General features: G+C 68.3%; 19 protein-coding genes, 1 tRNA gene and 1 pseudogene. 8 read left to right on the top strand and 13 right to left on the bottom strand.

Annotated features, from left to right (window positions below; translation table 11 throughout):
• Nucleotides 1–391 precede the first annotated feature (391 nt).
• A complete protein-coding gene (locus HOV77_RS02295) occupies nt 392–1,234 on the bottom strand; it encodes a DMT family transporter (protein ID WP_290856804.1) in 843 nt (280 codons plus the stop codon).
• Nucleotides 1,235–1,261: 27 nt separating this feature from the next.
• Here HOV77_RS02295 and HOV77_RS02290 point away from each other — a divergent pair, with 27 nt between their 5' ends.
• Nucleotides 1,262–1,891 carry an XRE family transcriptional regulator gene (locus HOV77_RS02290; RefSeq protein ID WP_290856801.1) on the top strand — a complete coding sequence of 210 codons (630 nt, stop codon included), beginning with the start codon at nt 1,262–1,264 and terminating at the stop codon, nt 1,889–1,891.
• A gap of 187 nt (nt 1,892–2,078) precedes the next feature.
• Here the strand turns inward: HOV77_RS02290 and HOV77_RS02285 are convergent, their stop codons facing one another.
• The 6 genes from HOV77_RS02285 to HOV77_RS02260 form a co-directional block, all read right to left on the bottom strand.
• Nucleotides 2,079–3,290, bottom strand: coding sequence for an MFS transporter (locus tag HOV77_RS02285; protein ID WP_290856799.1), 1,212 nt, complete (start codon nt 3,288–3,290; stop codon nt 2,079–2,081).
• A 75-nt stretch (nt 3,291–3,365) separates the two neighbouring features.
• Nucleotides 3,366–4,661, bottom strand: coding sequence for an ATP-dependent Clp protease ATP-binding subunit ClpX (gene clpX, locus HOV77_RS02280; RefSeq protein ID WP_290856796.1), 1,296 nt, complete (start codon nt 4,659–4,661; stop codon nt 3,366–3,368).
• A gap of 180 nt (nt 4,662–4,841) precedes the next feature.
• Nucleotides 4,842–5,480 (bottom strand): ATP-dependent Clp protease proteolytic subunit, encoded by a 639-nt coding sequence (locus HOV77_RS02275; protein ID WP_290856793.1) that lies wholly within the window; start codon nt 5,478–5,480, stop codon nt 4,842–4,844.
• A 15-nt stretch (nt 5,481–5,495) separates the two neighbouring features.
• Nucleotides 5,496–6,110, bottom strand: coding sequence for an ATP-dependent Clp protease proteolytic subunit (locus HOV77_RS02270; protein ID WP_290856791.1), 615 nt, complete (start codon nt 6,108–6,110; stop codon nt 5,496–5,498).
• 164 nt (nt 6,111–6,274) lie between these two features.
• Nucleotides 6,275–7,624 carry a trigger factor gene (gene tig, locus HOV77_RS02265; RefSeq protein WP_290856789.1) on the bottom strand — a complete coding sequence of 450 codons (1,350 nt, stop codon included), beginning with the start codon at nt 7,622–7,624 and terminating at the stop codon, nt 6,275–6,277.
• A gap of 366 nt (nt 7,625–7,990) precedes the next feature.
• Entirely contained in the window at nt 7,991–8,251 is a 261-nt protein-coding gene (locus HOV77_RS02260) for a hypothetical protein (protein WP_290856787.1), read from the bottom strand.
• 163 nt (nt 8,252–8,414) lie between these two features.
• Between HOV77_RS02260 and HOV77_RS02255 the strand changes: the two genes are divergently transcribed.
• Both HOV77_RS02255 and HOV77_RS02250 read left to right on the top strand, forming a co-directional pair.
• Nucleotides 8,415–8,488 (top strand) — tRNA-Pro (locus tag HOV77_RS02255).
• Nucleotides 8,489–8,526: 38 nt separating this feature from the next.
• On the top strand, nt 8,527–8,994 hold the full coding sequence (locus HOV77_RS02250) for a ribose-5-phosphate isomerase (RefSeq protein WP_290856784.1): 468 nt from the start codon (nt 8,527–8,529) through the stop codon (nt 8,992–8,994).
• Nucleotides 8,995–9,009: 15 nt separating this feature from the next.
• Here the strand turns inward: HOV77_RS02250 and HOV77_RS02245 are convergent.
• Nucleotides 9,010–9,192, bottom strand: a pseudogene (locus tag HOV77_RS02245) (hypothetical protein); the annotation flags it as partial.
• 88 nt (nt 9,193–9,280) lie between these two features.
• On the opposite strand from HOV77_RS02245, the gene HOV77_RS02240 reads away from it, so the two are divergent.
• The 5 genes from HOV77_RS02240 (at nt 9,281) to HOV77_RS02220 (ending at nt 13,665) form a co-directional block, all read left to right on the top strand.
• On the top strand, nt 9,281–9,853 hold the full coding sequence (locus HOV77_RS02240) for a hypothetical protein (protein WP_290856782.1): 573 nt from the start codon (nt 9,281–9,283) through the stop codon (nt 9,851–9,853).
• 215 nt (nt 9,854–10,068) lie between these two features.
• Nucleotides 10,069–10,407 (top strand): hypothetical protein, encoded by a 339-nt coding sequence (locus HOV77_RS02235; protein WP_290856780.1) that lies wholly within the window; start codon nt 10,069–10,071, stop codon nt 10,405–10,407.
• Between the two features lie 34 nt (nt 10,408–10,441).
• Entirely contained in the window at nt 10,442–12,292 is a 1,851-nt protein-coding gene (locus HOV77_RS02230) for a M91 family zinc metallopeptidase (RefSeq protein ID WP_290856778.1), read from the top strand.
• Nucleotides 12,279–12,872, top strand: a complete 594-nt coding sequence (locus tag HOV77_RS02225) for a hypothetical protein (protein WP_290856776.1) — start codon at nt 12,279–12,281, stop codon at nt 12,870–12,872. Before HOV77_RS02230 ends, HOV77_RS02225 begins: the two co-directional genes overlap by 14 nt.
• 76 nt (nt 12,873–12,948) lie before the next feature.
• On the top strand, nt 12,949–13,665 hold the full coding sequence (locus tag HOV77_RS02220; protein WP_290856773.1) for a hypothetical protein: 717 nt from the start codon (nt 12,949–12,951) through the stop codon (nt 13,663–13,665).
• 113 nt (nt 13,666–13,778) lie between these two features.
• Here the strand turns inward: HOV77_RS02220 and araA are convergent, their stop codons facing one another.
• The 5 genes from araA to mmsB are packed head-to-tail and all read right to left on the bottom strand — an operon-like array spanning nt 13,779 to nt 19,991.
• Nucleotides 13,779–15,266 (bottom strand): L-arabinose isomerase, encoded by a 1,488-nt coding sequence (gene araA / locus HOV77_RS02215; protein WP_290856770.1) that lies wholly within the window; start codon nt 15,264–15,266, stop codon nt 13,779–13,781.
• Nucleotides 15,263–15,943 carry an L-ribulose-5-phosphate 4-epimerase gene (locus HOV77_RS02210; RefSeq protein WP_290856768.1) on the bottom strand — a complete coding sequence of 227 codons (681 nt, stop codon included), beginning with the start codon at nt 15,941–15,943 and terminating at the stop codon, nt 15,263–15,265. Before HOV77_RS02210 ends, araA begins: the two co-directional genes overlap by 4 nt.
• A complete protein-coding gene (araB, locus tag HOV77_RS02205; RefSeq protein ID WP_290856766.1) occupies nt 15,940–17,637 on the bottom strand; it encodes a ribulokinase in 1,698 nt (565 codons plus the stop codon). Before araB ends, HOV77_RS02210 begins: the two co-directional genes overlap by 4 nt.
• A 27-nt stretch (nt 17,638–17,664) precedes the next feature.
• Nucleotides 17,665–18,666 (bottom strand): LacI family DNA-binding transcriptional regulator, encoded by a 1,002-nt coding sequence (locus tag HOV77_RS02200; protein ID WP_290856764.1) that lies wholly within the window; start codon nt 18,664–18,666, stop codon nt 17,665–17,667.
• A gap of 59 nt (nt 18,667–18,725) precedes the next feature.
• Nucleotides 18,726–19,991 carry a multiple monosaccharide ABC transporter permease gene (gene mmsB / locus HOV77_RS02195; RefSeq protein WP_290856761.1) on the bottom strand — a complete coding sequence of 422 codons (1,266 nt, stop codon included), beginning with the start codon at nt 19,989–19,991 and terminating at the stop codon, nt 18,726–18,728.

Genomic DNA, 19,991 nt, shown 5'->3' with positions numbered 1-19,991 from the left:
TGCTGACCTCACTCGAAAGCGAGATCCGCTACTTTGGCACTGGCTTTACAAGCACCCTGTTGAGTTCTCAAAGAACAAGCACACACCATCAACCACCCGACAAATCCGCCGGGCCGCATCAAGGGCAACTCATCCAGCCTACCCGACCGACTTCGCACACCCCACACCGGGGCCCGCATCACTCAGGTGTTCCGCGCTCCGGCCTCCCGCCGAGGTAACCCCCGCCGTTCTCGTCCGTGCCGCGCTGGCAGAGAGAACATTACGCGATGGCTAACGCCGGTCGCAAATCGGGGGTGGTTGTCCCCCGTCACACTCGCGATCGACGCCCGCTCCTTTCGGCGTACAAGCTGGTCAAGAGCATGATGCGCGGACCGTGACCATTGTGGAGGGTTTAGGTCGCAGTGAGGACGAGCGCGAGTGCGGCGAGGCCTAGACCCGCGAATTGCAGTGGCCGCATGCGTTCCTTCTCGACGAAGAGCGCGAGTAGCACGGTGCTGGCGGGGTACAGCGCAGCGATCGGAGCGATGACCGAGAGATCGCCACGTTGGACCGCGAGAAGGTAGAAGCCGTTCGCGAGTGTGTCGCCGAGGCCGGCCAGGGCCATGAGCAGGATCGTCGTCCGGCCGGTGACCCGCAGCCGGGCGCCCGCTCGCCACACGAGGAGCAGGCCGACGGCGAGCGACGAGGCCCGCACGCCGAGCATCGGCCACATTCCCGCGCCCTCGCCGGCGAACCCCAGGATGATGAAGAATCCGCCGAAACAGGCGCCTGCCAGCAGGGCGAGGCCGACGGTGGTGACACTCACCTTCGCGGGTTCGCCCGGACGGCTGGGAGCGAGGCTGACCAGTCCGATCGCCGCGACCGCGCACAACGCCCCGGCGAGCGCGGCCGGCCCCGGCCGTTCACCCTGGAGCAGTCCACCCAGGATCGGCACTATCGCCGAGGTCACCGCGGTCGTCGGCGCGACCACCGCCATCGCGCCTTGGGACAGCCCTCGATAGAGCAGGACGATCCCGAACAGCCCGAGTACGCCGGCCGCAGCGCCCCACAGCAGGTCAGACCCGCGTGGCGTGCCGGGGATGATGACCACCATCAGTGCGATCATCGGAAGACCGAGGATCTGCGAGATCACGGTCACGGAGAGCGGATGGGCGCGCTGCGATGCCTTTCCGCCGCAGAAGTCCGACGCGCCCCAGATCAGCGCGCAGGCGGCGGCGAAAACGATCGCATACACACCGGCAGTGGTATCACGATATTGACCGTGGAGGACAGTGTGGTTGTCGACACGTCGGGGCCGTCCGTGTCGTCTGCGGACGAGCTCAACGCTGCGGTGGCGCTGCACGTACGCGCGCTGCGTACCGGACGCGGGTGGTCCCTGGACGAGCTGTCCGGGCGCTCCGGCGTCAGCAAGGGCATGCTCGTCCAGATCGAAGGCGCCCGGACCAACCCGAGCATCGGAACGCTGTCCCGGGTCGCCGACGCGTTCGGGGTGACGGTCGCCCGGCTCCTGGAACCGGCGGTCGACCGCACTGTCCACGTCAGCGACTACGACGAGGCCCCCGTACTGTGGCGCGGCGGCCGAGGCGGCACCGCCCGTCTGCTCCGGGGACTGCAAGACACCGAGTTGTGGGACTGGCGGCTCGCCCCGCACGAGCACCACTCCCCCGACGACCATCGCCCCGGTACGCGCGAAGTCATCACCGTGCTCGCCGGAACCCTGGTCGTGACCGTCGGCGGGGAGGAGCACACCGTCTACGCCGGACAGACGATCGACCTGATCGCCGACCGTACGCACACCTACGGGAACCCGGCGGACGCGCCGGCCCGGTTCATGATGCTCGTGACCATGCCGCCTCGCGAGCACGACCGGCGGCTCATCCGCCAACGCTGACGCTCGCTCGCGCCTTACACGCGCTCGCCTGCTCGCCCCGTCCGGTCTTTCCGCGCGACCTGTCCGCTCTTTCCGCGCGACCTTTCCGCGCTTTCCGCGCGATCATGAACTATCGGGCATGTTCGGCCGGTGTGTCGCGTCCGGGGCTCCCTGATCGACTCCCTAAGCGGGTGATCGACTTCAGCCGTCAGGCGGGGACGGACTCCGGTTCGTGATCGCGTACGTGGCCGACGTCGGCGGAACGCAAAGCCGGTGCCGCCAAGGTCATGACCAGGATCAAGACCGTGACGACGACGAACGACACCGTCAACGAGGTGGCGTTCGCGATACCGCCGACGATGCCGGGTGCAGCGAGACCGGCTCCGTACGACACGGTTGCCACTCCGGCGATGGCATGGGCCCGACTGGCTGCGCTGTCGGCGGAGTGCCCGGCCGCGGCGAAGGCGAGCGGCACCACTACTGCGATGCCGATGCCGACCAAGGCGTAACCTGCGATCGCCGCTACCTTCGTCGCCAGCGATCCGCCCGCCGCGCCCGCCACGACGATCAACACTCCACCCAGGACACCGAGTACGCCCGCTGCGCGCACCGTCGGCACCGGGCCCCAACGGCGTACGACGCCATCGCCGGTGAGCCGTCCGAACGTCATCGCCCCGGCGAAGGTCGCGTACGCCACGGCCCCGGTCGCATCGCCCGCGCCGAGCTGGTTCACGAGGTAGACCGCACTCCAGTCCGCCGACGCCGACTCGGCGAAGATCGCGGCGAATCCGACCAGCCCGATGATCAGGATCGGTCCCTTGGGCAGGGCGAACTTCGGCGCGCCTTCGTCTTCCTCGGCTTCGGCCGGGGTCTGTGCCGGCAGGTTGGAACATGCCCAGAGGGCGACCAAAATCGCGACCACGGTGGCACCGATGAAGTTCGCCCGCCCGGAGACGTCGTTGTGGGCCAGCAGCCAGCCGACGCCGCCCGCGAGGAACCCGCCGATGCTCCAGCCACCGTGCAGACTGGACATGATCGATCGACCGAGTTGACGTTCCACCGCGATGCCCTCGGCGTTCATCGCCATGTCGGCGGTTCCCGCAAAGGTGCCCGCAACGAACATCGCCGCCGCCAGCGTGGGCAGCGTGGGCATGAAGGAGATCAAGGTCAGCGCCAGCGCCCAGCCGCTGACCAACAGCAGGGTGGCCCGGCGGCCGCCCAGCCGGTGCACGACACGACCGGCGAAGGGCATCGTCAGAATCGCGCCGATCGCCGGCATGACCAAGGCGTACCCGAGTTTGCCGACGCCACCGCCCGCGAGCCCGACGTGATCGGCGATCCACGGCATGCGCGCGGCGAGACTGCCGCTGATGGAGCCGTGGACGGCGAAGACGGTCGCTACCGACCAGCGCGGAGACATGCCGTCGAAGCTACACCTGAGAGCGCTCCCGGCCGCGAGTGATCTCCTGCGGATTGGGACGCCGGATCATGCGGTTCAGGCGGAGCGTTCCTCGCCGCGGTGCCGAGCCCGCCGGGCGACGAAGTCGCGCGGAACGATGGTCGGGTAGACCTTCTCCAGCACCGTTGCCCGGGTGATCTGGACCTTCTCGGCGTTGGGGTCGCTCGGCACTTCGTACATCACCGAGAGCAAGACCTCTTCGAGGATGGCGCGCAGACCGCGAGCACCGGTGCCCCGCAGCATGGCCTGATCGGCGATCGCCTCCAGCGCGGCCGGCTCGAACTCCAGCGCCACGTTGTCCAGCTCGAAAAGGCGCTGGTACTGCTTCACCAACGCGTTGCGCGGCTCGGAGAGGATCCGGACCAGCGCGGTGCGGTCCAGGCTGCGGACGTTGGTCAGGACGGGCAACCGGCCGATGAACTCGGGGATCATCCCGAACTTCAGCAGATCCTCCGGCATGACCTGGGCCAGGATGTCGTCGGTCTTGCGCTCGGAGACCGCCCGCAGGTGCGAGCCGAAGCCGAGGCCGCCGCTGCCGGTCCGGCTCTCGATGATCTCCTCTATGCCCGCGAACGCACCACCGCAGATGAACAGGATGTTCGTGGTGTCGATCGACACGAACTCCTGGTTCGGGTGCTTGCGGCCACCCTGCGGCGGCACGTTGGCGACGGTGCCCTCGAGGATCTTCAGCAACGCCTGCTGCACACCCTCACCGGAGACGTCGCGGGTGATCGACGGGCTGTCCGACTTACGGGAGATCTTGTCGATCTCATCGATGTAGACGATGCCGGTCTCGGCCCGCTTGATGTCCCAGTCGGCCGCCTGGATCAGCTTGAGGAGGATGTTCTCGACGTCTTCGCCGACGTATCCCGCCTCGGTCAGCGCGGTCGCGTCGGCGATCGCGAACGGGACGTTGAGCATCCGGGCGAGCGTCTGGGCCAGGTGCGTCTTCCCGCACCCGGTCGGGCCGATCATCATGATGTTCGACTTCTGCAGCTCGACGGCCTCACCGTCGCGGTGCCCGTGGCCGCCCGAGTCGGCCTGGATGCGCTTGTAGTGGTTGTAGACCGCCACGGAAAGCGCCTTCTTGGCCTGCTCCTGCCCGATCACGTACTGATCGAGGAACTGACAGATCTCCACCGGCTTCGGCAGCTCCTCGAAGCGGATCTGGTCCTCGCCGGCCAGCTCCTCTTCGATGATCTCGTTGCAGAGGTCGATGCACTCGTCGCAGATGTAGACGCCGGGTCCCGCGATGAGCTTCTTCACCTGACGCTGCGACTTGCCGCAGAAAGAGCACTTCAGCAGGTCGCCACCGTCGCCGATTCGTGCCACCTACGACTCTCCCTCGCCCGTTGGCCCTGCTGTCGCGACCCGCTCGGCCAAGCCGGTGACGGGGAGCGTTTCTACGCCGACTTGACGTTACCCTTTGTCGGCTTGTTTCACCGAGTCAGGGAGCGTCCTCGCGTGTCGCCACGGACGCTCCCTGACTCGCGTTGAGCTGTGGAGAAGATTTTACCGAACGGCCGCGAGCGGCGTCTTCTTGCGGCTGGCGAGAACCGTGTCGACCAGACCGTAGTCCTTGGCCTCGTCCGCCGTCAGAATCTTGTCCCGATCGATATCCTTCTTGACCTTGTCGAGATCCTGCCCCGAGTGACGGGCCAGCAGCTCTTCCAGGTTGTTGCGCATCCGCATGATCTCACGCGCCTGGATCTCGATGTCCGAGCCCTGCCCGTAACCGCCTTCGGTGGCGGGCTGGTGGATGATGATCCGCGAGTTCGTCAGCGCGAGGCGCTTGCCCGGCGTACCGGCGGCCAGCAGCACCGCCGCGGCGCTGGCGGCCTGGCCGAGACACACCGTCATGATGTCCGGGCGAATGTACTGCATGGTGTCGTAGATGGCGGTCATCGCCGTGAACGAGCCACCGGGCGAGTTGATGTACATCGTGATGTCCCGGTCCGGGTCCCGGGCCTCGAGGACGAGCAGCTGCGCCATGATGTCGTTGGCCGAGGCGTCGTCGACCTGAACGCCCAGGAAGATCACGCGCTCGTCGAAGAGCTTCGAGTACGGGTCCATCGCCCGCTCACCGAGCGCCGTCTTCTCGACGAACTGGGGCAGGACGTACCGGTTGGTCACCGGAGCGAAGTCAGACATTGATCCCTATCTCCTTCAGTTCCCCACCGGCACCGGGGACACGCCCTCGACGACGTGGTCGATGAAACCGTAGCCCTGCGCCTCCTCGGCGGTGAACCAGCGGTCCCGGTCGGAGTCGAGCTCGATCTGCTCGATCGACTGCCCGGTGTGCTGCGCGATCAGCTCGATCAGCAGCCGCTTCGTGTAGATCATCTGTTCGGCCTGGATGGCGATGTCGGCCGCGGTGCCGCCGATGCCGCCCGAAGCCTGGTGCATCATGATTCGCGCGTGCTTGAGCGCGTAGCGCTTGCCGCGGGTGCCCGCGCACAGCAGCATCTGGCCCATGCTCGCGGCCATGCCCAGGGCGACCGTCGAGACGTCGTTCGGGACGAACTGCATGGCGTCGTAGATCGCCATGCCGTCGTAGACCGAGCCGCCGGGCGAGTTGATGAAGATGGTGATGTCGCGCTCGGGGTCCTCAGCCGACAGCAGCAGAAGCTGAGCGCAGATCCGGTTCGCCACCTGCGTGTTGACCTCGCTGCCCAGGAAGATGATGCGTTCCTTGAGCAGACGGTTGTAGATCGAGTCGTCGAGACCGAGGCCGCTCGGCTCGGATCCCCGCATCTGCGGTGGGAGGTGAAGCTCGCTCATGCCAACCCTTCTGATGTTCAAGTGTCGTACGCCGACCCTAACTCCTCGCTACGACGAACCCTTCCCAGATTCCCTGGTGTTCGCTGTGGGCGCAGGCGTCTGGATCAACGCGACGAGGGCGGCCGAGACTCGCGTCCCTGCCGCCCTCGTTGGCGCGTACGCGGTCAGTCGTGGTCGTGACCCTCGTGGTCGTCACCGGCGCCCCGGAGATCATCCAGGGTCAGCACGTTCCCGTCGGTGTCCTTCATGATCACGCTCTCCATGATCTGGGCGAGCGCCTTGCCCCGGCGGACGTCGCCGAACACGGAGGCGGCCAGACCGGCCTGGACGAGCTGGTCGTAGTACGCCTGGGGAGCCATGCCGACACGCTGGGCCCGGTGCACGATCTCGTGGCCGAACTCGTCGTCGCTGACCTGGATGTCGTTGGTGTCGGCCAGGGCGTCGAGGACCAGCTGGATCTTCACGCCTTCGGTCGCCGCCTCAGCCAGCTCCTCGTCGATCTGCTCCTCGGTCTTCTCCTCGGCTTCGAGGTACTCCGTCAGCGAAGCGCCGACCCGCTCCAGCTCCTGCGCCATCGACTGCTTGCGCTGGGCCACCTCGTCGCGTACCACACCCTCGGGGGCCGGGACGCCACTGAGCTTGACGATCTCGGTGAGCGCCTTGTCCCGCGCGGCGTACAGCTGCTCGACCTTCTTGACCCGGGTCAGCCGCTCGCGCAGGTTGTCGCGCAGCTCCTCAAGGGTGTCGAACTCGCTGGCGAGACCGGCGAACTCGTCGTCGAGCTCGGGGAGCTCCTTCTCCTTGACCGTGCGGACGGTGACCTTGACGTCGGCGTCCTTGCCCGCGTGGTCGCCGCCCACCAGCTGGGTGACGAACGACTGCTCTTCGCCGGCGGACAGGCCGACCAGGACCTCGTCCAGGCCGGGCAGCAGCTGGCCGGAGCCGACCTCGTGCGAGACGTTGCTCGCCTGGCCGCCCTCGACCTCGGCGCCGTCGACCGTCGCCAGGAGGTCGATCTGGACGAAGTCACCGTCGGCGGCGGCGCGCTCGACCGTCTTCAGCGTGGCGAACCGCTGGCGGAGGGCGTCGACCTGGGTGTCGATCTCGGTGTCGTCGATCTGGATCGGGTCCACCTCGACGGCGATCGTGGACAGCTCGGGCAGCTCGACCTCGGGCCGGACGTCCACCTCGGCGGTGAACTTCAACGGCTGACCGTCGGCGAACTCCTGGATGTCGACCTCCGGGCGGCCGAGCAGCTTGACGTCGTGCTCCTTGACGGCGGCGACGATCTGCTGCGGAATGGCCTCCTCGACCGCCTCCTGCAGCACCGCGCCGCGGCCGACCCGCTGGTCGATGACCTGGGCCGGCACCTTGCCCTTGCGGAAGCCCGGGATGGTGACCTGCGCGCCGATCTCCCGGTACGCCTTCATGAGGCTCGGCTCGAGCTCGGCGAACGGCACCTCGATGGCGAGCCGCACCCGAGTCGGGCTCAGAGTCTCGACGGTGCTCTTCACAGACGTACTCCTTGAATCGTGCAGGCAAATTGGCGAGGGCTACTTGAAGCCCGGTCGAGTGTAGGCGAAGACATCGGCGTGTGCCCGCATCGGGCCGCACGTTCCCGGCAGATGTCACACCGCGTAGTTGTCGCGGACGCGTACCGGGGTCGCCGGAGAGCCCGTCAAACCGGACAAAAGCCCGGTGGAGCCCTGTCCGGCTGCTACGGACTGAACCCCACCGGGGATTGTGACGGCTCACACGAAGCGATGCCGTCGAGAAGACATCCAACGCCTGCCGAGACGAAGTCCGCCGCCCCGAAGGGTCGACGGTCGCCTATACGACAGAGTCGCGTCCGCCGAAAGTGGCGGGCACGGCGCGATCGGTCACGCGACCTCGCCCCGTCCGCCCCGGATCAGTCCGGTCGCCGGCTTCCACCCCGGCGGCGCGACGTGCCGGCCCGGGTACGGGCTGACGGCGGGCCGACGCCGATGCAGGGTCATGGTCGCCTGGCGTACCGCCGGAGCGGTCGCGCGTACCAGGAGGACCACGGCGACAAGACTGGCCAGGGCGACCAGGAGCGGGCCGTACCAGCCGCCCTCGAAAGCTCGGGCGACCTCACTCAGCCACGAAGAGTCACTGGTCACCTACTCATGGTCACGCCCGAGGCGGAGACGCGTAGGCGATTCGCGAAAATGATCCGGACTTCGGGAGACAACTGGGGATTCGCGCGAGGCCACGCGAGGGAACCGGTGCCGCGCGACTGCCGGGCTTATGCATAAACTGACGCGTACGCCGGGACCGGCGTATCGGGGTGTGGCGCAGTTTGGTAGCGCGTCCGCTTTGGGAGCGGAAGGCCGTCGGTTCAAATCCGGCCACCCCGACAACCCTTGCGCGCCGACCGACTGGAAGACTCAGCGCCATGCGCGTCTACCTGGGATCCGACCACGCCGGCTACGAGCTCAAGGTGCACCTCGTCAGCCACCTGGCCAGCCTCGGTTACGAGATCGTCGACGTCGGTCCGAGCACGTTCGACCCGGACGACGACTACCCCGCCTTCTGCCTCGCGACCGGTGCCGCCGTCGTGGCCGACCCGGGCAGCCTGGGGGTGGTCATCGGCGGCTCCGGCAACGGCGAGCAGATCGCGGCCAACAAGGTCGAGGGCGTACGCGCCGCGCTGGCCTGGAACGTGGAGACCGCCCGGCTCAGCCGTGAGCACAACGACGCGAACGTCGTCGGCATCGGCGCCCGGCAGCACACGCTCGACGAGGCGACGAGCATCGCCGAGACGTTCCTGGCGACGCCGTTCTCGCAGAATCCCCGGCACGCCCGGCGCATCGCCCAGATCGCCGACTACGAGAAGTCCCGGGTCGTCCCGGAACTGCCGTAGGACCCGGATTCACGGTCAGCGGCGCGGCAGCTCGTCCCGGGGCACCCAACCCCGGCGGACGATCTGCAGATTCTCGTCGGCGGCGGCCAGATCCTCGTCCGTGGGCCGGCTGGCGTCGCGCGCTCGCATCGCGGCCACCACACTGACCTGCGACGATCCGGCTCCGACCAGGCTACGGAGGCCCCGCTCGACGTCCTGTTCCATGGTCCGACCGTAGCCCGTGGCACTGTCGCAGGGAAGAACTACGCTGTTCGGGTCGCCGCACGGTCGGGCCAGGGGAGGGCACGTGAGCGAGCAGAAGCGCAATGGTCTGGACAAGACCATCGATCTCTCGGCGGAGGAGCCGACGCATCACATGCATCCTTCGCCGGGCAACGTGGGCTACTCCCCCGGCGTCGCGGCGGTCGGCCGATCGGCGTCGGTGGGTGAACCGACGCTGACCTTCGAGGAGTCGACCGAAGTCGGCGGGCCGGGGATCATCACGCGTGGCCCGCTGAAGCAGCCGACGGTCCCGATCCGTCAGCGGCTGCGCCAACTGCGCCGCGGCGGGCGCTGGAGCCTGATCGGCGCGGCGGTGCTCGTCGGCTGCTGGGGCCTGTTCGCCATCTCGGCGGTCTCGGGCGACCAGGCGGGCGCTGCGCTGGCGCTCGTCGTGATCCTCGTCGTCGGCGCGTTCCTCTTCGGCCTCAGCCGTCTGCTGGGACTCGTCGTGCTCGAGCGCACCCTCGGTCGCGTACGCCGCTCGGCCTGGCTGTCGCATGCCGTCGCCGGACTGTTCTGGGCGGCGGCCGGCGTCACTTACCTGACCCGTATCAGCTGGCTCGTCGAAGCCTGGAACTGGTTGCGCGGCGTCGGCTGACGGACGGCCCGAGTGGACGCTCGGCGACCCCAAGGTGCGCACCGGATCACGGATATCGGCCCTAAAACGGCCGGTATTCGACCCACATCCCTGATCTGCATCCAAAACACGCCGCCCAACCAAGACGCCACCTGAACAGGACTGTCCACAGTGACTTATCCACAGGCGGCGAATCGTGGGTCGACCCGGCCCATCGGCGTCGATACGCTCCAGAAGTGTCCAATGAAGTGCGCGCCGACCCCGTCGAGCTGACCAGGGTGGCCGACCAGATGCTGCGGTCGTCGCAGCACATCGACGACGCCTGGCGGGCGGCACAGGGCCCGCTGGCCGTGCCCCCGACCGCGTTCGGGGACAGCATCGGCGCGGTCGCCGTCGCCCAGGCTCAGGACCAGACCGTGGACGCCGCCGACGTCACCGTCGGGCGGCTCGTCGCCGTCCTGGAGGGCGACATGGATCGGCTCTACCGCATCGCGTTCGCGTACAAGAAGGCTGATGACGACGCCGCGGCCAAGGCCCGGCAGCAGCAGCGCAATCACCGCAACATCCCGATCTGACCGAGCACGGACCGGCCCGGAGGCAGGTGTACGCATGGTGAGGCCCGACCCCGACGGCCCGACGACGACCAAGCCCGCGCAGATTTCCACGAACGACGTGTGGGATCTGCACGCGCGCCCCGATCAGCTCGACAGTGCCGCGACGCAGTGGCGAGCAGTCACGACCGCCGTCAAGACGTCGGCCGACGACGTTGACCGGGCGGCCAAGGCGCTGGTCAACGGCGTGTGGGAGGGTCCGGCCGCCGATTCGTTCGACAACCATCGCAAGAAGCTCATCGCCGACCTCGACGCCGCCGAGGAGGCCTCGACCGCTGCGGCCGCCGCATTGGAGAAGGCGGCCAGCGCGCTGCGATCGAGTCAGTCGCACCTCACCGAGGAGTGGGGCAAGGTCGTCGCGGTCCAGTTCACCTATGACGGGACTTATCACCTGACGTTCAGCCCGGACGACGACGCTCAGGCGAAGGTGATCCACGATTCGATGACTCGGTGCGCGCAGATCCGTGGCGATCTGGACGATGTGCTGCAGGACTGCGTCAGCGACTTCTCGAAGGCCCGCACGAAGTTCCAGCAGGTCGCCGCGAACTGGCTGAACGTGGCCGACGGCTCCACGGACCCGTTCACCATGCCGCCCGAGGTCGCCGAGACCGGCGTGATCTATGACGGCAACAAGGTCATCGTGAACACCGGCACTGGTGACGACGACGTCCAGATCAGCGTCGACCCGAAGACGGGGCAGCAGATCGTCACGATCAACGGCACGAAGTACTACTTCCCCGCCGGTGCCGACATCGTCGTGCGCGGCGGCGACGGCAACGACACCATCAGCGTGGCCAAGGGCACCAACGTCCACGTGACCCTGCTCGGTGGTGAGGGCGACGACGTGATCAACGGCGGCGACGGCGACGAGACGATCCTGGGCCTGGACGGCCGGGACCGCATCTCGGCCGGCGGTGGCAACGACCGGGTGTCGGCCGGAGCTGATCGAGACTATGTGGACGGTGGATTCGGCGACAACATCCTCTCCGGTGGGATGGGCGACGACACCGTCTACGGACTCGACGGCCGCGACCAGATCAGCGGCGGCGAGGGGCAGGATTATCTCGAGGGCGGCAAGGGCGACGACACCGTCTACGGCGGCGCCGGAAACGACATCATCTCCGGCGGCCGCGGCAACGACACCCTGCGGGCCGGAGCTGGGGACGACGTCGTGTACGCCGGGCGCGACAACGACACGACGTACGGCGGAACCGGTCAGGACAAGGTGTTCGGCGAGAAGAACGACACCTCCGTCGGAGCCGAGCAGAACGTGACCGTCGAGATCAAGGACTTCCAGACCTTCATCAACGTCGAGGGCTCGCCCGAGTTCAAGGCGCGCATCGAGGCGGATCTCGACATGCTGGCGTCGTCGCCGCGCGGTCAGCAGATGCTCACCGAACTGCAGGCCGGGCACGACAAGACCGAGGGCGGCTGGTGGCTCTGGCACCACGACGGCGACTCCCTGACGATCAAGGAGTACAACAACCCCGCCGACCCGAACAACAGCACGGCCAGCCACTCCGGCGGCGACAACACCATCAACTACAACCCGCACCTCGACCAGCTGACCATGGGCACCGGCCAGACGGTCGACGGGCCGCCGGTCGCCGTGCTGTACCACGAGATGGCGCACGTCTACGACTACATGAACGACTCCCTCGCCCCCGGCGACTACTCCGGCCCGGACAATCCGGGTGTGCCCAACCGGGAGCGCGAAGCGGCGGGTCTGCCGATCGACGAGGACGGCGACCCGAACACGCCGACGAACATCTACTCGAAGCACCGTTTCGAGCTGACGGAGAACGGCCTTCGCGAGGAGATGGGAGCACCGCACCGTGACGCGTACTAGGCGGTGGTTCGCCGGTGGGCTCGCCGCGCTGCTGGGCGGCTGCTCGGCGGCTCCGGCCGAGCCCGCCGACCCGCCCGCGTCCGGTACGCCACCGGCCATCGCGTTCACCGCGAAGGTCGCCGTCGAGGGACAGACGATCCACATCTCGTATCAGCTGACCAACAAGTCTGCGGACGAGGTGCTCGTGCTCGATCGCGTACCGGGGACGGACGCCGTCTATGTGGTGGGCCGCAGTGGGACTCATCTGGTCGAGATCGGCCGCCGGGCGTACGCGATGCCCGACACCGACAAGGTGAGCTGGGCCCAGGCGGCGCGGGTCGGCGTCACGAAGCTCCCGCCCGGCGAGTCGGTCGACGAGCAGGTGACCCTCGCGCTGCCACTCCAGCGTCGCCATCCCTACGGCGATGACTATGGGGACGGCACGATCAAGCTGCCGGACCCGATCGAGCAGGTCGTGTTCTGCGTGGGCGTCGTCCGGGCGGCCGAGGCGAAGGGACTCGCCGCCGACGAGACGCTGCCACATTTGAGCTCGACGACCTCGGTCCAGCACCTCTTCTGCTCCGATCCCGTCAAGCTCTGACTACTCCCCAGGGAGTAGTCGCAGTGCCGCCCGTGGCAGGACGCGGCATCGCGCCACACCGGCGAGGATCGTCGGCATGAGCCTCCGCCGTGTCACCTTTGCCGTCGGTCTCGCCCTGCTCGCGAGTGGACTGTTCCACTTACTCGTCTTCGCGATCGACGGCGGCCCATGGGAAGGTCCGGTGTCGTGGCGCAAACCCACGACGTTCGGGCTGTCCTTCGGCTTGACGCTGCTCACCGTCGCCTGGTTGAGCGGCTATCTCCGCGCGCCTCGCTGGCTGCTCGCGGTGTTCGCGGCCGACTGTGTGGTCGAGGTCGCGGGCATCACGGTCCAGGCCTGGCGCGGCGTGCCCTCGCATTTCAACATGGAGACGCCGGTCAATCGGGCCATCGCCATGATGCTGGCCGCGGGCGGGTTCATCCTCGTGGTGGTCCTGCTTGCGATGACTTGGTACGCCTTCCGAGGCGACCCGGCTCAGTCACCGAGTATGCGATTGGCACTGCGAACGGGCTTCGCCACGATGGTGATCGCCCTCGCGTCGGGAGCGGTGATGATCGCCCGTGGCGTGACGCTGGTGAACACCGGGCATCAGCAGTCCGCGTACCAGTTGGGTGGCTTTTTGAAGCCGCTCCACGGCGTGAGCCTGCACGGCGTGCTGGTGTTGCCCGCGATCGCGTGGCTGGCGGCGCGGATGCCATGGAGCGAAACCACTCGGGTACGCGTCGTCGCCACGGCTGCAGCCGGCTACGGCCTGGCGATGGTCGTGGCGTTGGCGATCTCCCTGGCCCGTTGATCATCCCGGCGCCCTTCGGTCGATCATGCCCTCGCGGGATTGATCAGGGCGCCGGGGACACGACACACCGGTTGATCATGGCGGATAGTTCATGATCAACGCGAAAGCACGCGCTAGAAGAGGCGGTAGTAGGCCTGGTTCCAGCGGAGTTCCTTCGTGAACTGCCGCATCGTGGTGTCGGCGTCGATGACGAGCAGCTCGACCCCGGTCATCTCGGCGAGATCGGTGAGCAGGTCGACGCCGACCGCAGCGGAGAACACCGTGTGGTGCGGCGCGCCGGCCGTCAGCCACGCCTCGGCCGACGTACGCAGATCGGGCCGAGGACGCCAGACCGCCCGCGCGACCGGCAGCTTCGGCAGCGGCTGGGGCGGCGGCACGACGTCGATCTCGTTGGCCACCAGCCGGAAGCGGTCGCCCATGTCGGCGAGACCGGCGACGACGGCCGGGCCGGGCTGGGCGTCGAAGACCAGCCGGACCGGGTCTTCGCGACCGCCGATCGACAGCGGGTGGATCTCGCACGACGGTGTGGTGCCCGCGATGGTCGGGCAGACCTCCAGCATGTGCGCGCCCAGGACCAGCTCCTGGCCGGGCGTCAAGTGGTAGGTGTAGTCCTCCATGAACGACGTGCCACCGGGCAGCCCGGCCGCAGCCGCCTTCAGGGTGCGGACGAGCACGGACGTCTTCCAGTCGCCCTCGCCGCCGAAGCCGTACCCGTCGGCCATCAGGCGCTGGACGGCCAGGCCCGGCAGTTGCCGCAGCCCACCAAGGTCCTCGAAGTTCGTCGTGAACGCCCGGAAGCCGCCGGCCGTCAGGAAGTCGCGCAGACCCAGTTCGATGCGGGCGGCGTACCGGAGCGAGTCGTGGCGGTCGCCGCCGACGCGCAGCGCCTCGGCCACCCGGTAGGTGGCCTCATACTCCTTGACCAGCTCACTGATGCGGAAGTCCTCGATCGCGTCGACCACGGCGACGAGATCGTTGACGCCGTACGTGTTCACCGATACGCCGAATCGCAGCTGGGCCTCGACCTTGTCGCCTTCGGTCACCGCGACGTCGCGCATGTTGTCGCCGAACCGGGCCAGCTTCAGCGTCTTCATCTCGAAGGCGGCCGTGGCGGCCCGCGCCCAGGTCGCGATCCGGTCGGCGACCGCCGGATCGTCGACGTGCCCGGCGACCGTCTTGCGAGCCACGCCCAGCCGGGACTGGATGTAGCCGAACTCGCGGTCGCCGTGCGCGGCCTGGTTCAGGTTCATGAAGTCCATGTCGATGCTCGCCCAGGGCAGCTCCTGGTTGGCCTGCGTATGCAGGTGCAGCAGCGGCTTCTGCAGAGCGTCGAGCCCGGCGATCCACATCTTCGCCGGGGAGAACGTGTGCATCCAGGCGATCACGCCGACGCAGGTGTCGTCGGCGTTGGCCGCCAGCATCACGCGGCGGATCTCGGCGGCGTCGGTCAGCACCGGACGCCATTCGAGCGAGACCGGCAGCCGCCCGGCCAGCGTACCGGCGATCTGCTGGGACTGCTCGGCCACCTGCTGGAGGGTCTCCGGACCGTAGAGGCCCTGGCTGCCGGTCAGGAACCAGATTCGGTAGTCGGGTGTCGTCATCTCGCAATCGCTCCGTCCGTTGTGGATCGCTGGCCGTAGACGTTCTGGTACCGGTCGTACAAGGCATCGACGTCTTTGCCGTCGATGGGCACGGGTTCGCCGTACGCGCGACTGAGGTGAACCGTGCGGGCGACGTCCTCCGTCATCACCGCCGCCTTCACGGCGGCCTTCGCGGTACGCCCGATGGTGAACACCCCGTGGTTGCGCATGAGCACGGCCGGGGAGCGGTGCCCGGCGAGGGTCTCGACGATGCCGCGGCCGATGTCGTCCCCGCCGATCAGGGCGAACGGGCCGACCGGGATCTCCCCGCCGAACTCGTCCGCCATCGCGGTCAGTACGCAGGGCACCGGCTCGCCGCGGGCGGCCCAGGCACTGGCGTACGTGGAGTGGGTGTGCACGACACCGCCGACGTCCGGCCGATTCCGGTAGACGTACGCGTGGGCCGCCGTGTCGCTGGACGGCGCGTAGTCGCCTTCCACCAGGTTCCCGTCGAGGTCGCAGACGACCATGTTCTCCGGGGTCAGCTCGTCGTAACCGACTCCCGACGGCTTGATCACCATCAAGTCCTCGCCCGGTACGCGGGCCGACACGTTGCCCGCCGTCCACACGACGAGTCCATAGCGAACCAGTTCGGCGTGCAACTCACACACCTCTCGGCGTACCAGTTGAAGACTCATCGGAGCGTTCCTTCCGCGACCGGGACGGCCGAGTTCGAGCTGAGGGCGGTGTTGCGGATGTGCCGCAGGCGATGGAGCAGACCTTGACCCCCGAAGGTGTCGTGGAGCAGGCGGTATTCCGCGAAGAGCTGGTCGTAGACGTCGGCGGCGGCCGGATCGGGCAGGTACGCCGCGGTCTCGACGCCGCCCATCGCTTCGGCGGCCGTCCGCACGTCCGGGTACGCCCCCGCAGCGACCGCCGCGTGGATGGCCGACCCGAGGGCGGGGCCCTGGTCGGAGCGGGCGACCGAGACGGGACGGCGCAGCACGTCGGCGTAGATCTGCATGAGCAGGGCGTTCTGCTTGAGCCCACCGGCGACGATGAACTCGGTGACCGGAATGCCGTGGCGCTCGAAGTTCTCGACGATCACCCGCGTCCCGTACGCCGTCGCCTCCAGCAGCGCCCGATAGACCTCCTCGGGCCGGGTCGCCAGGGTGAGCCCGGCGATGACGCCGGAAAGATCGTGGTCGACCAGGATCGACCGGTTGCCGCCCATCCAGTCGAGAGCGACGAGCCCGTGCGAGCCGACCGGTTGTTCGGCGGACTTGCGGCCGAGCAGGTCGTGCAGCGACTCGCCGCGTGCGGTCGCCTCGTCCCGGTACGCCGAGGGCACGCCGGTCCGCAGCCACCAGGCGAAGATGTCGCCGACCGCGCTCTGCCCGGCTTCGTACCCGTACGAGCCTTCGGTGATCCCGCCGTCGACGACGCCGCAGATGCCGGGCACGTCGGCGAGGGCCGCGCCGTTGAGGACGTGGCAGGTGGAGGTGCCCATGATGGCGAGCAGCCGGCCGTTCTCGACCGCCTGCGCAGCCGGGGCGGTGACGTGGGCGTCGACGTTGCCGGTGGCGACCGCGATGCCGGTCGGCAGCCCGGTCCCGATGTCGACCAGCCCGCCCACCCGCGCGCCCAGCGGGCTGAGCATGTCGCTCAGCTTCGCGGTGAAGTCCACAAAGGAAGGATTGAGCGCCGCGAGATACTCCGCCGACGGATACTTGCCGTCCTGGAAGATGCCCTTGTATCCGGCTGTGCAGGCGTTGCGGGTCTCGACCCCGGTGAGCTGCCAGACGATCCAGTCGGCCGCCTCGATCCAGCGCTCGGCCCGCTCGTAGACCTCGGGATCCTCCTCCAGCATCTGGAGCGCCTTGGCGTACTGCCATTCCGAGGAGATCTTGCCGCCGTAGCGCGCGATCCACGGCTCGCCGCGCTCGTGGGCGAGCTGGTTGATCCGGTCCGCCTGCTTCTGGGCGGCGTGGTGCTTCCACAGCTTCGGCCAGGCGTGCGGGCGATCGGCCAGCTCCGGCAGCTCGCATAGCGGCGTACCGTCCACTGTGGTCGGCAGGACGGTGCACGCGGTGAAGTCGGTCGAGATGCCGATCACCTGCTCAGGGTCCACTCCGCTGTCGGCGAGCGCGGCGGGCACGGCGATCCGCAGCACGTCCAGCCAGTCCTGCGGGCTCTGCAACGCCCAGTCCGGTGGCAGCCGGCGCCCGCTTCCGGGCAGCTCGCGCTCGATCACGCCGTGGGCGTACTCGTGGACGCCGGTGCCCAGCTCCGCGCCGTCGGAGACCCGCACGACGACGGCCCGGCCGGACAGCGTGCCGAAGTCCACGCCGACAACAAAACGATCCTTGTAACTGTGAGCGCTAACATTCATGGCAGTCCTTCGGGGGTCAAGGGGCTCTCAGCGGGTGCTCTCGCGAATGATCAGCGTCGGCGGCAGCTCGACGTGCTCCGGTGGCCCCGAGCCGCCCTGGGTCAGGTGATCCACCAGCAGTCCCAGGGACAACCGGCCGAGCTCGCCGAAGTCCTGGCGTACCGTCGTCAGCGGCGGCTGGAAGAACGTCGTCTCGGGGATGTCGTCGAAGCCTACGACGCTCACCTCCCCCGGCACCGATCGCCCGGCCTCGTGAAACGCGCGCAACAGGCCCAGCGCCATGTGGTCGTTCGCGCAGAAGACCGCGGTCACGTCGGGGTCCGCCGCCAGTTTGCGGCCGGCCGCGTACCCGGACTCCGCGCTCCAGTCGCCCTGCTCGGGTTCCGGCACCGGCGCGCCGGCCCGCTTCAGCTCCGCGCGCCAGCCTTCGAGCCGGCCGACCGCGTCCAGCCAGCGCAACGGCCCGGCCACGTGGTGCACCGTGCGGTGCCCCAGCTCCAGCAGGTGGCGCGTCGCCAGCTCACCACCGCCGTGCTGGTCGATGCCGACGGTCGGCACGTTCTCCGTGACACCACATGCCACGCCCACAAGGGGTACGCCTGACGCAGCGACCTCCAACGCACCGGCCACGGGAGTCTGCGGGGCGATCACCACGATCCCCTCGACAGCCTGATCACGCAGCCGCCCGACGGCGTCCAGCAGCGACCCGCGATCGATCGAGCGAAGGCTGGCGATGCTGACGAAATAGTTGGCCGACCGGGCGGCCTGCTCGATCCCGTACAGCATCGAGGCGGGCCCGTAGAGGGTGGTGTCGAAGCTGACCACGCCGAGCGTCTGCGACTTGCGGGTGACCAGGGTGCGGGCGGCGGAATTGGGCCGGTAGCCCAGCTCCTCGATCGCCGCCAGCACCCGGTCCCGCGTTTCCGCGCGCACGTTGCGATGCTCGTTGAGCACGCGGGAGACGGTCTGATGGGAGACTCCGGCCAACTTGGCCACGTCGGCCATGACCGGCGGCTGTTGCTCTGCCATCGTCGTTCACCCTCCCCCGATGCTCCGTTGATCTTACGTCGGCCCGGTCCACCGCCCGCTCAGCGCGCGGCTCCGGCCCGCCGCTTGGTGAACACGTCGAACGCGACCGCCGCCAGCAGGACGAGACCCTTGAAGAGCATCACCTGCTCGGTCGGCGCGCCGATGAGCGACATGCCGTTGTTGATGACACCCATGATGAGGCCACCGGTGATCGCGCCGACCACCTTGCCGACGCCGCCCTGCACCGCTGCGCCACCGATGAAGGCGGCCGCGATCGCGTCCAGCTCGAAGCCGTCGCCGGCGGTCGGGCCGGCCTGGTTGAGCCGCCCGGCGAAGACGACGCCGGCCACCGCGGCCAGCACGCCCATGTTGACGAACAGCCAGAAGGTGACCGCCTTGACCTTGATCCCGGAGAGGGTGGCGGCGTTGAGGTTGCCGCCGATCGCGTAGATCTGGCGGCCGAAGACGGCCCGGTTCGTGAGCAGCGAATACCCCAGCACCAGCACCGCCAGCAGCACGAGCACCCAGGGCAGGTTCTTGAACCGCGCGAGCTGGACGATGACGAACATGACCACGAACGCGGCGATGACGATCTTCGTGATGAACAGCGCGAACGGCTCGACGGCCTGCCCGTAGCGAGCCCGCCCGGCCCGGCCGCGCCACTGCGTGGCGATGATTCCGCCGACGAGCGCGAGTCCGAGCAGGAGGGTGAACAGATCGGCCCCGTCCAACGGGCCCAGGCCGATGTTGCCCAGATAGGTCGGCATGAACCCGTTGGCGATCGTACGCACCTCGTCCGGGAACGGGCCGATGCCTTGGTTGCCGAGCACCGACATGGTCAGCGCCCGGAAGACGAGCATGCCGGCCAGTGTCACGATGAACGCCGGAATCCCGAAGTACGCCACCCAGTAGCCCTGCCAGGCCCCGATGGCCGCCCCGGCCAGCAGCGTGACGAGGATGGCGATCGGCCAGGGTACGTTGTTGTTGACCATGAGCACGGCCGAGACCGCGCCGGTCACGGCGACCACCGAACCGGCGGACAGGTCGATGTGCCCGGAGATGATGATCAGGATCATCCCGATCGCCAGGATCAGGATGTACGAGTTCTGCACCACGAGGTTCGACACGTTCTGCGGGGTCAGCAGATCGCCGTGCGTGAGGATCTCGAAGAGCGCGATGATCAACGCGAACGCGATGTAGATGCCGTTCTGGCGGAGGTTCGCCGTGAAGAGCCGGCCACCGAATCGGTCCGGTGCCGCGGCCTGAGGTTCCGGCGCCACCGGTACGGCAGTGCTCGGGCCGGTCGTAGGGCCGACGCTGGTCAT

It is taken from the genome of Hamadaea sp. (genome assembly GCF_013362815.1).
GTDB lineage: Bacteria > Actinomycetota > Actinomycetes > Mycobacteriales > Micromonosporaceae > Hamadaea.
Note: the sequence above shows the minus strand (reverse complement) of the source record. Positions and strands in the feature narration are given on the sequence as shown.